The sequence below is a fragment of the Acinetobacter sp. 1424608 genome (genome assembly GCF_000588255.1).
Classification (GTDB): domain Bacteria; phylum Pseudomonadota; class Gammaproteobacteria; order Pseudomonadales; family Moraxellaceae; genus Acinetobacter; species Acinetobacter nosocomialis.
On sequence record NZ_JFXL01000004.1, the window covers coordinates 98,815 to 113,800 of the forward strand.

Here is a 14,986-nt window from a genome sequence, read left to right on the forward strand (position 1 = left end):
AAGTTATGAATATTTTACTCTATGTTGCGGTGGTGTTGATTTGGGGAACAACATGGATTGGAATTGCCGTTCAGAGCCATTATGCAACACCCGTTGTCGCAATTTTATGGCGTTTTGCCATTTCAGCCTTATTACTTTGGGTTGTTTTACTATTTTCAGGAAAATTACAGCGAATTGCTTTAAAAGATCATTTGTTCTGTATGCTGCAGGGTCTTTGTGTTTTTGGCCTAAACTTTATTTGTTTTTATACCGCTGTTAAATATGTAAATAGCGGTTTAGAGTCCGTCATTTTTTCAATGGCCGTTTTCTTTAATGCCATTAATGCACTTATCTTTTTTAAGCAGAGACCTTCTCCAAACTTTGCGCCAGCTGCACTTTTGGGTCTAAGTGGTATTGTTTTACTGTTTTGGCATGACCTGATTAATAGTCAGTTTAATGCACAGTTATTAATGGGTATTGGGCTTTGTGCAATAGGCACTTACGGTTTTTCTTTAGGGAATATGATTAGTGTTAGACACCAAAAACGTGGCCTAAATATTTTTTCAACAAACTGTTATGCCATGTCTTATGGTGCATTGGTGATGCTAAGTCTAGCTTTATTTACTGGACAAGATTTAATGCCGCCGATGAATTTCCCATTTTTAAGCTCGGTACTATACTTAGCTGTATTTGGTACGGTTATTGGGTTCTCTGCTTATTTTTCTTTAGTTGGACGAATTGGCGCAGCCAAAGCAGCCTATAGCACGTTGCTCTTTCCTTTAGTTGCTTTAACAGTTTCTACTTTCTTTGAAGGATATGAGTGGACTTTAAATGCTGTATTTGGAATTTTGCTAATCTTGCTTGGTAATTACTTAATGTTTAGTAAGTTTGAAATTGGAAAGAAGTTATTTAACACTCAAAAAAATTGTGAGAAGCAGGCTTAAAGCCTGCTTTTTTATAAATCATAATTAATTTTAGCAGCTCGTTTTTAGCATTAACTCGAAATCTTTTAAAGCTGCGGCTGCTGTGGCTAAAGGCGCAGATGCCCCTCCACTGACCACAAATTCACCCATTTCTTGTGTTAACACCCGAATACATTTTTGAGAACCTTGCAGATGAGCAAACGCATGATTTGCTGGGACTAACCTTAATTCAATACCTATTTCAATTTGCTGATTTTTAACATAAATAAAACCGACCAGACGAGGAATTACATTTTCTTTTTTCCAGTCACGAATATGATCGGGTGTGACATGACTGATTCCTTGTCTTGGAATATCCCGAATTTTTATATCAGTCCCCAAAACAGTGTTGGCTAATATGGTAATTTTAGCAGCGGTATCCCATCCATCTACATCGAAAGAACTGTCAGGTTCCGCAATACCTTTTGCTTGAGCTTTTTCAAGAGATTCTGCAAATGCGCATTCATGTTGCAACATATCATTTAAAATAAAATTCGTGGTGCCTGTAAACACACCTTCTATTTCTAAAATTTGGCATCCAGCCAAGTTATATTCAAACAAATCAACAGTTGGTAAGGCGGCAGCCGTCGCACCGCTAAAAAATAGTTTTTTATTGTGCTGATGCGCCAAGTTAATTAATTTTTTACCTTCTACGACTAAAGCACCTTTAGATACCGCAATCGCATTCATGTTATGTGTTAAAGCATAATTTAAATAAAATAGGCCTTTCCCACCTGTCACATAGTCACTTGGTCCAGTTTCAATAATGACATCTGCTTGAACCTCTTCTAAAAACTTTTGCTCAGTTAGGCCTGCTTGATATTGTGTTTTATCTAGCCACTTTGAAGCCTGCAAACCCTCTTGATCAATTAAACCTGATGATGAGTTGCAGACACCCACTAAACGGGCATCAATTTGATATTTTTGTTTATAGTACGTCGATCGATTTAAAAGGAGCTCTGCAATTTGTTGTCCAATCCGTCCAAAACCACAAATTGCCACGTTAACTCGCTTCATATCGCTTTCTCAAAAATTTAAATGCTTTAAATGAAATTTCCAAAGATAATTTAAACATCTTATCTCTGGAAATTTAGTATTCATAAAGATAGTTAAAATACTATATATCTTAGATATTTGTTAGATTAACAATCTTAATAACCATATAAATTGCAACAGCAAAAACCATTAAAGCAAAGACTTTTTGTACAATTGACGCTGGAATAAAACGAATAGCTCGGCGCCCTAATAACATACCAAATGCACATGCGAGTGCGAACGCACTAGTGATTACTACTGGATAGTGAAAACCCTCTGCAATATGCATCACAATACTTATGCCACTGATGAGAAAAATAATCATAAGTGAGGTTGCAACAATGCTATGCATATCCAAATTGGTGACTTTTCTCAGCGCGGGCACAATTACAAAGCCGCCACCCACCCCTAACATACCAGTTAAAAGCCCAGCAATAATCCCGATGCTGGCAAGCACGCCACCAGTTTTAAAATTCCAGATAAAACGTCCCGTACTTGGGTTGACCTGACACGGCGGGTTGTGAAAATCCGAAACACGGTTACTGATAAGTCGATAGCCCACTGTAAACATGACCAAGCTAAACATTAACATGAGCCAAACAGGTGAAATCGCGTTGGCTATTAAAATGCCGATATGTGCCATAGGGGCACCAATTAAGGCAATCCAGATTGCAGCACGATAACGAACTATTTTTTTAAATAAACCTTCAATGGTTCCAATGAGTGTAGATAACGCAACTGCCAATAACCCTATCGGTGCGGCTTGAGTCACGCTCCAGCCTTGACTGGTCATAAGTGCGGGTACGGCGAGAATGCCACCACCCGCACCAGTAAGACCAAGTAAAAAGCCAATCACAATGCCTTCAACGACAAGTAATAACATATTAAAAGCCTAAAATTGCATATACATTGTTTGCAGTAGACTGCTGGTTAATGAGTGAGTAGATCTCATCTTCTTGCGAAGATTTAACCGCTTCTCAGGATAAAGCGTTGCTTTGTTTATCCTCTTCCGCTCAAGCACAGCTTTCGCCTTCTTGCGAAGCTTCAACCGCTTCTCAGGATAAAGATTATTAATCTTTACTCATCCTCTTAACTCGAACATAGTTCTCGCCTTGCGCTCGGACAAAGCGTTGCTTTGTTTATCCTCGCTCAGGTTTGACCATCCACTCGCGGCCTTTGAGCATGCCTTGCCAATAAATCGGCGGTAAAATCTGCTCTTTAAGTAACCATGCCAAACGAGATGGCTTTTGCCCATCAATTACCCATTTCGGAAAACTTGGGAGTAATTTTCCGCCGTAACCAAACTCAGCCAGAACAATTTTTCCACGCTCTACGGTAAGTGGACATGAGCCATAGCCGTTGTATTCACAGAAGTTCTGCTCCCCCTTGAGCTGCGTTATCACATTCACAGCAACGATCGGAGCTTGTGCCCGTGCCGCAGCAGCAGTTTTGGCATTAGGTGCATTCATCACATCGCCTAAAGCAAAAATATTGGCATGTTGTGTGTGTTGTAAGGTTTGAGGATTCACACTCACCCAGCCTGCTTCATCAGTAAGAGTACTTGCACGAATAAAATCAGGTGCTTGTTGTGGTGGAACAACATGCAACATGTCGAAATCTGTTTCGACCAATGCTGCATTTTCATCATTCAACACCTTAAACCATGCTTTTTTTGCAGGCCCATCTACTTTGACAAGTTGATGGTTAAAATGTAGTTCAGAATCATATTTTTCGACGTATTGCATGAGTGCAGGTATATATTCCTTCACACCAAATAAAACAGCACCAGTGTTATAAAAATGGATAGAGATATCTTTAAGTTTGCCTTGCTTTAACCAGTAATCCGCTGAAAGGTACATCGCTTTTTGAGGAGCACCTGCACACTTAATCGGCATAGGTGGCTGGGTAAAAATTGCCTTTCCACCGTTTAGCTGTTGCACAAGTTCCCATGTATACGGTGCTAAATCATAACGATAGTTAGACGTCACCCCATTTTTACCTAAGGTTTCGACTAAACCTTCAATGCCATGCCAATTGAGTTTTAAACCGGGACAAACCACCAAAGCTTTATATTGAATGGGTTGGCATCCTTCCAAAATGACTTGATTATGTTCAGGGTCAAATCCAGCAACGGCAGCTTTCATCCATTTCACTTTTGAAGGAATCACACTTGCCATTGAGCGTGCTGTTATTTGCGGTTTAAAAATACCGCCACCGACCATGGTCCAACCCGGTTGATAATAATGGGTGTCTGCCGGATCAATAATGACAATATCTAAATGAGGTTCGCGAGACAGCAAGCTCGATGCTACAGAAATTCCTGCTGCTCCAGCGCCCACAACCACAACGCTATAACAAGGAATTGTCGCTGGTTCATGATCATGTTTTAAAATACGTGGCACTAAGCCTTTTAAGTTAAAACCAAGTTTGTTAGCCGATTCAACTAGCAGTACTGCATCTTGTGGAGCAACTTCAGCCAAAGCCCACACACTAATTGCACGCATACCAGAGCGACAATATGCTAAAACAGGTTTTTGGGCATTCTGATAAAGCTGCTTAAACTCGGTAACTTGTCCATCGCTAATTTTGCCACTGGTAACGGGCTGGTAGATTACGTTTAGGCCATGTCGCTGAGCTGCTTCTTCAATTTCAATTACATTGGGTTGATCTGCACCTTCTCCATCTGGACGGTTACATATCAGAGTTTTTATTCCTTGGTCTGCAATTTTTGCAATATCGTCGACTGTAATCTGGCCAGCAACATAAAAATCTTGATTAACTCGTTTAAGTTCCATATTGCCACCTTCTTATGATTGTGAAATTGAGCCGCAAGCCTGATTGGCAGGAAGTGCTTTATCGATTTGTTTTGGATATGGCAGATTTAAATTATTCATTAATTTAATAAAATCTTCACGCGAGCGATTTTGACCTAGACGTGAATTATTTAAGCGTTCATAACCAATCGTTGAAGATAGACGACCTTTGTAATCGTGTCCCGGATATACAATAGTCTCGTCAGGCAAGCTGAAAAGTTGTTTATGAATACTGTCATAAAGTGTGCCTGCATTACCTTGCTGGAAGTCAGTGCGACCACAGCCATCAATTAATAATGCATCACCAGTGAAAATCATATTTCCAACCAAATAACTGGTACAAGCATTGGTATGACCTGGTGTATAACGCGCTTCAATACTGAGGTTGCCGACTTTAAGCATGCAACCATCTGTAATTAAAATATCTCCGCAATTTACATCTGAGTTTCGGTGTAAAACCGATTTGCAATGGAAGCGTTCACGAAGTAAATTTGCGGCCGTAATATGATCTGCATGAACATGAGTATCTAAGGTGTAAATGAGCGTAAATTGATGCTGTTCTAATTCTTTTGTGTAAACCTCTATATCTGATGCAACTGGGTCAATTAAAACAGCCTCTCGTGTTTCTTCACATCCAAGCATATATGTATAAGTCGAACTTTCCTGCTCAAAAAACTGCTTAAAGAACATGATTTATACCCTAATAATTTATTTCTTTCCTATATTTTGCAAATAAGATGCCAATTATTTAAAATTAAATAATAAATATAAAAATTAAATACTTATAACATTTAATAAAATTAAAGATAGAAAAAGGAATCAACTTGATGTTCCTATGAAACTCAAGTATGTTTCAATGAAACGATTGTGAAACAAATAAAATGGCAAAGCTAAATTTTGAGTCAGAACAAGATTTTTTTATTTTATTTGAGCAGCTTAAGGCTCTCTTCCCAAATGCGAGTCTGTTTTTAGCAGACACAACGACTCAAGCAATTCACTATAAATTTAATACAGATGATATTTCTGTTGAGAGCATGGCAGCGCTTACTCAAGACCATCACAATCAATATCTTGAGATCAATACTCCTAAAATGAGACAGCGATTTATCTATCAAGAACATGATATTTATATTGCCGAGCATCGCATTATCGGGAAGCTACATATTTTACAGCCTATTAGCATAGAAAATGATATTGCTAATCAAGTAGAGCTAACAGAACAGTTGCAAGACTTGGCCAAGGTTTTTAATAGCTGCTCACCAGAAATGACCCGTATGTTTTCAATTATTCAAAGAGTGGCAATTACTGAATTTCCAGTGCTTGTTCGCGGTGAATCTGGCAGTGGTAAAGAGCTTGTGGCAAAAGCAATTCATGATTATAGCCAACGTAAAAATAAGATTTTTGTAGCGATTAACTGTGCCGCTCTCAATGCCAATATTTTAGAAAGTGAATTATTCGGGCATGTGAAAGGTGCCTTTACAGGAGCAATTCGTGACCATAAAGGCGTGTTTGAACGTGCCGCTGGCGGAACACTGTTTCTGGATGAAATTGCCGAGATTCCTTTAGAGCTTCAAGCTAAATTATTACGGGTTTTAGAAACAGGGGAATTTACTCCTGTCGGTGGTGAAAAACCGATTCAGGCCAATGTCCGAATTATTACAGCCACACATAAAGCTTTACGAGAAGAAGCTAAGGCTGGGCGTTTCCGCCATGATCTACTCTATCGCTTGCGTGTGATTCCAATTTTTATACCACCACTCAGAGAACGAAAAGTCGATATTCCACTGATTGTCGATCAAATTTTAAAAGAAAGCTCCACTCAACTCGACACGATGCCTCGCCATGTTAATCAAAAGGCCATGCAAGTTCTTTTAAATTATGACTGGCCCGGAAATGTTCGTGAGCTTAAAAACACCCTACTTTATGCGTTAACCATGGCAAATGGTAAGGATGAGATTGAAGTTGAAGACTTACCAAATGAGCTCTTAAATGCTGAGGATTACGTTAAATTACCCGAGACAAATACAGAGCTTAGTCCGGAAAATGTGCAAGCAGCTTTAGAAAAATATAACCATAACCTGAATATGGTCGCGAATATTTTCGGAATTAGCCGCACTACTCTTTGGCGATACAGACAAAAGCACAAGCTTTAGCTAGGTATTTAGCTCATCTAAGGCGTATCATATTGCAGTTGGTTAGGTCCGTTAGTTCAAAGGCTTTCTATGATTGTTCGCGATAAAAGCAGCGTTTTTAAACTCTTATTTGCATGGAAAGGAACTGTTCTACCCAAGGTTTTACCAGCACTAAGTTTTGTTGTACTTATTTCAGCATGTGTGGTCTGGCTCTCTTATTATCATTGGATTCAAATTCCTACTGTACCCGCGATTGGATTTACTATCTTTGGCGTGATTCTTTCCATTTGTACGGGTTTTCGAAATAATGCCTGTTATGATCGATGGTGGGAAGGTCGCAAACTTTGGGGTGCTTTAATTGCCAATGCCAGACATATTGTTAGAGACAGCCATGTTTTATCCAATGAACAACGTGAACATTTAATTCATCAGGTCTTAATTTTTAGCAATTTATTGCGTGATCGCTTACGCCAACAAACCGCTGAACCAACCAAATTTCTTGAACATGCCTATTTAAACAACTCCTCACTTGATTATTTAAATGAGCATATTAATGCACCACAATTTGTACTCGAAAATATTCAAAAAGATTTAGTCAAGGCTCTAAAAGACGGCGAAATTAGTGACATTATCTACGGCATTCTGACGCGTCATATTGTTGAGTTAGGCAATATTCAAGCGGGTTGTGACCGTATTGCCGGTACACCTTTACCCTACTCATATTCAGTACTTTTACATCGTGCTGTTTACTGTTTTTGTTTCATATTACCTTTTAGCCTTGAAGCAGCTTTAGGTATTTGGACACCGCTTATTGTGGGTTTAATTGCTTATATGTTTTTAGGGCTAGATGCTTTAAGTGCTCAAATTGAAGAACCTTTTGGTTTACAAGAAAATGATTTACCGCTCGATTCAATTGTTCGCTTAATTGAGCGAGAGTCTTTAAGCTCTTTAGGACAGCCATTACCTCCTATTATTGAAGCCAAAAACAATAATTTACTTTAATAAAAAAGAGCGATGATTCGCTCTTTTTTATAGGCTTAAGTACTTATTTATGGATGTACGATAATCTTAACGGCTGATTTATTGTTATGAATTAAGGTTTCAAAACCTTGTGAAATCAAATCATCAAGTTGGATGCGCTGTGTAATAAAAGGTTCCAGATTTATTTTACCTTCTTCGACCAGTTTAATAGTTTCTTGGTGGTCATTTACGTAGGCAATTGTGCCTCTCACATCAAGCTCTTTCATTACCACACTATGCACATTAATTGATGCTGGATGGCTCCAAATCGAAACAATAACAATAACGCCTGTTGGTTTCACTGCCGCAACCAAAGTATCTAATACCTTGTTAACGCTACTACATTCAAACGCGACATCAACACCATCGCCATTAGTGATTTTCATGACCTCAGAAACAACATCAACTTCTGATGGGTCTAAAATATAATCTGCGACTCCCGACTCTTTGGCTTTTTCTTTACGTTTTGCACTTAGCTCAGTAATGATAACCTTAAGCCCTTTCGCTTTTAAAATTGCCGAAAGTAATAAACCAATTGGGCCAGCTCCGCCAACCAGTGCAATATCACCAGCTTTTGCACCACTACGCACATAAGCATGATGCCCAACCGATAACGGTTCAATTAAGGCTGCCTGATCCAGTGGAATTTTATTGGAAATTGGGTGTACCCAACGGCGTTTAACTGCAATTTTCTCCGACAAACCACCGCCACGTCCGCCTAAACCAATAAAGTTCATATTTTTAGAAAGATGATAATTATCGCCCGGTCCAGTTGGTACATCATCGGCCACAATATAAGGCTCTACGACGACATGCTGACCAATTTCAATATCATCAACACCTTCACCTACGGCATAGACCACTCCTGAAAATTCATGTCCCATAGTAATCGGGGCAGATTCGCCTGAAATAGGATGCGGATGTCCGCACGGTGGAATAAAAATTGGCCCTTCCATAAATTCGTGCAAATCTGTACCACAAATTCCACACCAAGCTACCTTGATACCTACAGTGCCGGGAGTAACTTCTGGTTCAGGGATATCTTCAATACGGATATCGCCTCTGTCATAAAAACGTGCTGCTTTCATTATTATCTCCCTCAAATCAGGATGTTATTTTAGCGATAGACAATTCCGCCGTCCGTTAAAATGGATTGACCCGTAATATAGTCCGAATCTTCACTTGCCAGAAAAGCAACTAATGCGGCTACATCGTCTGGTGTTTGGGCTCTACCTAAAGCAATGCCTTCCACATATTTTTTATAAGTTTCACCAATTGCAGCACCGGTAATTTCAGCAAAACGTTTATCGATTTCAACCCACATATCAGTTCCGACAATTCCGGGGCAATATCCATTTACCGTAATACCGTGACTGGCATATTCTTTTGCTGCAGCTTGAGTAAGAGCACGTACTGCAAATTTGGTTGCTGAGTAAATACCGAGTAAAGCAAACCCGTCGTGGCCAGCAATTGAGCAAGCATTAATGATTTTTCCTTTATGTTCGCGTTGTTTAAATTTTGCAGCAGCAGCCTGTATGCCCCACAGCACTCCACCAATATTAATATCAACAATTTTTTGAAATTCATCAGGTGTGATATCAGCAATCGCTTGAACTTGTGCAATTCCAGCGTTATTAATCATGACATCAAAGCCACCAAGTGTCTGCTCAGCATGATTTATAGCAGCATACACTTGCTCGCGGTCACTGACATCGGCAATAAATGTGCTCGCATTTACATCTAAAGCCTGAACTTCCTGCTGCACATCGTTTAGTCGATCTTGTTTCATATCCACTAATGCAATATGTGCCCCTTCTTGCGCCAAGCGCAGGGCAATCCCACGGCCAATGCCTTGAGCTGCCCCAGTCACTAAAACGACTTTATTTTTTAATCCCTTAACCATGTTCAACTCCTGTAAATGTAGAATTTCTACATATGAATCGCTCGTTGCATTGAAGCCAAAATAGATTCATGCATGGCTTCTGATAATGTTGGATGCGGGAAAATCACTTGAGCTAAACTTTCATCAGTTGCTTCTAGATATTTCGCAATGGCAAATCCTTGGATATGTTCGGTCACTTCATGGCCGACCATATGTGCACCAAGTAATTCACCCGTCTCTGCATGTATCACTGTTTTAACGAAACCTGACGCATCTCCAATTGCCAAAGCTTTACCATTTGCAGTTAAAGAAAACTTGCCGATTCGTACAGGTAAATTCTGAGCTTTTGCTACGTTTTCCGTTAAACCAATACTCGCCACTTGTGGATGAGTAAAAATACAACCCGGAATCTGGCTACGATCGAGTGAATGTACGTTTGCTACACCAGCAATTTTCTCGACACATATCATGGCTTCATGGCTTGCTTTATGAGCAAGACACGGTGCTCCAGCCACGTCACCAATCGCATAAAGCCCTGCTACATTGGTTTTACAATAGTCATCAATTGCCACAAAACCTTGTGGATTCAGTTCTACACCTAAACGTTCTAGTCCTAACCCTGTGGTATTCGGCTGTACACCAATTGCCGAAAGCACACGGTCGAAAATAATCGTTTGAACGTCATTTGCCGTTTCAATTACACAGTGGACTTGATCATTTTCAATTTGAATACTTTGAACAACAGCATCGGTTAAGACCTTCATTCCTTTTTGTTCAAATTGCTTTCTGACAAATTGAGCAACTTCCGCATCTTCAGTTGGTAAAATTTGCTTGGCTAAATCAATTAATGTCACCTGACATCCCAAATCTTGATAAAGGCTAGCAAACTCACTACCAATTGCACCTGAACCCACAACCAGTAAACTTTTCGGTAACTGCTCTGGAACAAGAGCCTCTTTATAGCTCCAGACATAGGTTCCATCGACAGGAAGCTGAGGAACATGTCGAGCTTTAGCTCCAGTTGCCAAAATGATATGTGGTGTACTCAAAGCCTGACTATTACCTTGAGCATCGGTCACTTCAATTTTTTCTTTTGCCGTAAGCTGAGCGCGACCGTTAAAAACAGTCACCTGATTCTTTTTCAGCAAGTAATCGATGCCTTGTACTAATTGAGCTGACACTTGTCGGCTATGTTGCACAAGCTTTTGGATATCAAAATCGAGTTGGGATACCTGAAAACCAAACTGTCCAGCATGTTTAAACTGGTTTGCAAGCTCTGCCCCTGCAAGCAAAGCTTTAGTTGGAATACAGCCCCAATTTAGACAAATTCCGCCTAAATGTTGCTCTTCTACAATTGCGGTTTTTAACCCGAGCTGGGCTGCACGAATTGCAGCCACATATCCACCCGGTCCCGCGCCAATCACAATTAAATCAAATTGAGCTTCTGACATGCGGGTTCTCCTACACCAAAATTAAAGCAGGGTTTTCAACAAACTGCTTAAAGCTGGCCAAGAATTTCGCCCCAACTGCGCCATCAATGACTCGGTGATCACATGACAATGTCGCTGTGACAATCTCACGAACCACTACATTGCCATTTTCAACAACAGCACGTGATTCAGAAGCACCTAATGCCATAATTGCACCTTGCGGTGGATTAATAATGGCGTCGAACTGTTTAATACCTAACATTCCTAAGTTTGAAATGCTAAAGCTCCCACCCTGAAACTCGTCAGGTTGTAACTTGCCAGTCTTGGCACGCGTTGCCAAATCACGCATGTCATCGGAAATCTGTGCTAAAGACTTCTGATTCGCAGCTTTCACAATTGGTGTAATTAAACCGTTTGAAATCGCTACGGCCACCGAAATATCCGCTTGAGAAAACTGTAAAATTGATTGAGTCGCCTCATCAAATTGAACATTCACCTCAGGTACTTTAATCAGTGCCGCCGCCGCTGCTTTAATTAGCATGTCATTAATAGAAAGTTTCACTTGTGGAACAGTCTCATTAATCTGCTTACGTAATTTTTGCAAAGCCTCTACGTTGAGATCGACCACCAAGCGGAAATGCGGTGCGTTACGTTTTGCAGCCTGTAACCGTGAAGCAATCGCTTTACGCATCCCATTCATCGCCACAGTCGTAATTATCGATTGTAGTTGAGCAACAGCACATTGAGTCGATTGTTCATTTACCGATGTTGGGTTATTACGATAGTAAACTGCCTCAACATCTTCTTTACAGACACGGCCACGAGTACCTGAAACACGGCAATCATTTAGGTTAATGCCCCATTGTTTTGCTAAACGGCGTGCTACAGGTGTCGCTAAAACTTGACTATCATCGGCCCTAGATTTAACCACTTTAGCTTGAGTTTGCTGCTTAACATCAGGCCATTGACCACCAGCAGCCTGTACAGCCTTCTGGATGTCTTGAATACTAATACGTCCTTCACGACCAGAACCTGTGACTTTTGCCAAGTTTACATTGTGTTTTTCTGCAAGCTTCAAGGCATGCGGCGTTGCAAACAACTCATTAGATGTTTGATAACCTTGTAATGACTCTGGTACAGCGTAGTCATCTTTCGCTACCTTTGCAGGAGCTGAAGCACTAGCTGCTACAGTCTGTGGCTGTTCTGCTTTTTCAGCAACAGGTGCAGATGTTTCTGCTTTACTTTGCTTCGAAGGTGCTTCGGGTGCTTGAGCTGCTGAACTACCTAGTGATGCGATAAACTTTTCAATTTCTGCATCAGAAACTTCACTATCAGCACATACGGCAATAAGACCACCAACAGCTAAAGTATCACCATCTTTCGCTAAAATTTTACGGAGCTTTCCAGCAAAAGGCGCTTCTAACACATTGACGATTTTTGTGGTTTCAATTTCACAAATTTCATCGCCTTTATTAAAGCTATCGCCCTCTTTAATCAACCATTGGGCGATCGTGCCTTCTTCCATGGATAATCCCCATTTTGGGATCTCCAGCGTTTTAATTTCGCTCATCCTAAGCCTCCAATGTTTTTCGCACAGCTTGCTCAATACGCTCTACACTTGGAATCCATTCTTTTTCTAAAACTGGAGAGAATGGAACAGGCGTATGTGGTGGCGTTACGAGTTCAACAGGTGCTTTCAAATAGTGGAAACCTTTTTGGGCGATCAGGGCAGCAACATCATGACCAAAGCCACAGCGTGCTGCTGATTCATCCACAATAACCACACGCCCAGTCGATGCAACAGACTCTAAAATTCCTTCTTCATCTAGAGGTGAAATTGTTCGAGGGTCGACTACTTCAACCGAAATGCCATCTTTTGCCAGTTTGTCTGCTACTTCATTAGCACGGTGTACCATCAGGCCTAAAGCAATAATGGTCACGTCTGTCCCTTCACGGGTGTAATTTGCCACACCAAAAGGAATGGTATAGGCATCATCTGGAACTTCGCCTTTAATGTCATAGAGCATTTTATGTTCACAGAACACTACAGGGTCGTCATCACGAATAGCCTGAATTAACAGCCCTTTCACATCATATGGGCTAGATGGAACTACAACTTTTAAGCCCGGAACCGCAGCAAATACGTTATACGGTGACTGAGAATGCTGAGCTGCTGCAGAAAAACCTGCGCCGATCATGCCACGTACAACCATGGGTGCTTTTGCTTTTCCACCGAACATATAACGGAATTTAGCGGCTTGGTTATAGAGCATGTCATGACACACGCCATAGAAATCCATAAACATTAAATCGGCCACAGGACGTAAACCTGTTGCTGCAGCACCAGCGGCCATACCGATAATTGCAGACTCGGTAATTGGCGTATCAATAACACGTTCCGAACCAAATTCTGTCCATAAGCCTTTGGTTACGCCCAATACACCACCGAAACCTTCTAACTGGTTTTCTTCAGTATTTTTACCGCCGTGTCCACCGCGAACATCTTCACCAACAACAAATACGGTTGGATCACGACGCATTTCTGATTCAATGGCTTCTTTAATTGCATTACGAAAACTTTTATTTGGCATCTTTACTATTCCTTTAGTAAGAGACATAGACGTCAGTAAGGAGTTGTTCTGGTTTTGGGTATGCCGCAGCACGGGCTTTTGCAACGGCATCATCAACATTTGCCTTTGAAGCTGCATCAATCTCGTCTAGTTTGGCTTCATCAATTTTGCCTTTGACTTTCTCACGGAAAATTTTCAAAGGATCTTTATTTTCTTTAATGAACTCGACTTCTTCTTTAGAACGAATCAAGCCAGGATCACCTTCGAAGTGGCCATAAAAACGGTTTGTGATGGTTTCAATCACGCTTGGACCTTCACCACGGCGCGCGCGTTCAATGGCAGTTTGAGCGGCTTCATAGACGGCAAAGAAGTCTGTACCATCAACTTTAACTGCCGGTAAACCAAAGCCTGCTGCACGGCCAGCAATGTCTTTGCTTCCTACCGCGTAATCATGACCAGTACCTTCGCCAAAACCGTTATTTTCAAAAACGAAAATTACTGGAAGTTTAAGAACAACAGCCATGTTCATCGCTTCAAAAGTAAGGCCTTGGTTTGAGCCGCCGTCACCTGTAAAAGACAGTCCGACGCCACCAGTCTTTAAGGTTTTTGCTGTCAAAGCTGCACCAATTGCTAAAGGAGGTCCACCACCCACAATTCCGTTGGCACCGAGCATACCTTTATCTAAGTCGGCAATATGCATAGAACCGCCTTTTCCACGGCACAGCCCATCATCTTTACCGAAAATTTCCAGCATCATGGCGTGAATGTCGCAGCCTTTTGCAATACAGTGTCCATGTCCACGGTGTGTTGAAGTGATATAGTCTTTGTCGGTTAAGTTTTCGCAAATCCCGACTGCTACAGCTTCTTCTCCGCTATATAAGTGAATAAAGCCTGGAATATCACCATTGGTATTTTCTTCATGAAGTCGATCTTCAAATTCACGAATATCACGCATGCGCTTATATGCTGCGAGTAATTGCTCTTCCGTTAATTGCATATCCTTTTCCTTTATTATCTTGATTATTAAAAATCAACCAAGTTTCAGCGAGTCTTATATATTTCGCTATAAATAATAAAGCTCAATTTAATTTAATATGCTATTAGACTAAAAAGTTTTAAATAAGTTTTTTAGCTATTATTTTTTATTTTTCACAAACTTAACC

General features: G+C 40.6%; 13 protein-coding genes. 3 read left to right on the forward strand and 10 right to left on the reverse strand.

The genetic code is table 11. The features are described from left to right. Positions 1-5: 5 nt before the first annotated feature. On the forward strand, positions 6-923 hold the full coding sequence (locus J678_RS09865; RefSeq protein WP_017392791.1) for a DMT family transporter: 918 nt from the start codon (positions 6-8) through the stop codon (positions 921-923). A gap of 30 nt (positions 924-953) precedes the next feature. Here J678_RS09865 and J678_RS09870 read toward each other — a convergent pair whose 3' ends face one another. The 4 genes from J678_RS09870 to J678_RS09885 form a co-directional block, all read right to left on the reverse strand. Then, positions 954-1,958, reverse strand: coding sequence for a homoserine dehydrogenase (locus J678_RS09870; RefSeq protein ID WP_017392792.1), 1,005 nt, complete (start codon positions 1,956-1,958; stop codon positions 954-956). Positions 1,959-2,067: 109 nt separating this feature from the next. Then, positions 2,068-2,859: a sulfite exporter TauE/SafE family protein gene (locus tag J678_RS09875; RefSeq protein ID WP_017392793.1), complete on the reverse strand. Its 792-nt coding sequence runs from the start codon at positions 2,857-2,859 to the stop codon at positions 2,068-2,070. A 256-nt stretch (positions 2,860-3,115) separates the two neighbouring features. Beyond that, complete coding sequence (locus tag J678_RS09880; protein WP_017392794.1) at positions 3,116-4,771, reverse strand: bifunctional protein tyrosine phosphatase family protein/NAD(P)/FAD-dependent oxidoreductase; 1,656 nt, start codon at positions 4,769-4,771, stop codon at positions 3,116-3,118. 12 nt (positions 4,772-4,783) lie between these two features. Next, positions 4,784-5,479, reverse strand: a complete 696-nt coding sequence (locus J678_RS09885) for an MBL fold metallo-hydrolase (RefSeq protein ID WP_017392795.1) — start codon at positions 5,477-5,479, stop codon at positions 4,784-4,786. 191 nt (positions 5,480-5,670) lie between these two features. Here J678_RS09885 and J678_RS09890 point away from each other — a divergent pair, with 191 nt between their 5' ends. After that, a complete protein-coding gene (locus J678_RS09890) occupies positions 5,671-6,942 on the forward strand; it encodes a sigma-54 interaction domain-containing protein (RefSeq protein ID WP_017392796.1) in 1,272 nt (423 codons plus the stop codon). Positions 6,943-7,011: 69 nt separating this feature from the next. Further along, positions 7,012-7,923: a bestrophin family protein gene (locus tag J678_RS09895; protein WP_017392797.1), complete on the forward strand. Its 912-nt coding sequence runs from the start codon at positions 7,012-7,014 to the stop codon at positions 7,921-7,923. Positions 7,924-7,970: 47 nt separating this feature from the next. Here J678_RS09895 and J678_RS09900 read toward each other — a convergent pair whose 3' ends face one another. From J678_RS09900 to J678_RS09925, 6 genes are read right to left on the reverse strand one after another with little or no spacing between them, the layout of a single operon-like run. Further along, positions 7,971-9,029 (reverse strand): 2,3-butanediol dehydrogenase, encoded by a 1,059-nt coding sequence (locus tag J678_RS09900; RefSeq protein WP_017392798.1) that lies wholly within the window; start codon positions 9,027-9,029, stop codon positions 7,971-7,973. A gap of 29 nt (positions 9,030-9,058) precedes the next feature. Continuing rightward, entirely contained in the window at positions 9,059-9,844 is a 786-nt protein-coding gene (locus J678_RS09905; RefSeq protein ID WP_017392799.1) for an acetoin reductase, read from the reverse strand. Positions 9,845-9,870: 26 nt separating this feature from the next. Next, positions 9,871-11,274, reverse strand: a complete 1,404-nt coding sequence (lpdA, locus tag J678_RS09910) for a dihydrolipoyl dehydrogenase (RefSeq protein ID WP_017392800.1) — start codon at positions 11,272-11,274, stop codon at positions 9,871-9,873. Between the two features lie 10 nt (positions 11,275-11,284). Beyond that, positions 11,285-12,823 (reverse strand): 2-oxo acid dehydrogenase subunit E2, encoded by a 1,539-nt coding sequence (locus J678_RS09915; RefSeq protein ID WP_017392801.1) that lies wholly within the window; start codon positions 12,821-12,823, stop codon positions 11,285-11,287. Position 12,824: 1 nt separating this feature from the next. Beyond that, positions 12,825-13,844, reverse strand: a complete 1,020-nt coding sequence (locus tag J678_RS09920) for an alpha-ketoacid dehydrogenase subunit beta (protein ID WP_001133053.1) — start codon at positions 13,842-13,844, stop codon at positions 12,825-12,827. Between the two features lie 13 nt (positions 13,845-13,857). Then, the gene (locus J678_RS09925) at positions 13,858-14,820 is read right to left on the reverse strand and encodes a thiamine pyrophosphate-dependent dehydrogenase E1 component subunit alpha (protein WP_001177517.1); all 963 of its coding nucleotides are present in this window, start codon (positions 14,818-14,820) and stop codon (positions 13,858-13,860) included. Between the last annotated feature and the right edge of the window lie 166 nt (positions 14,821-14,986).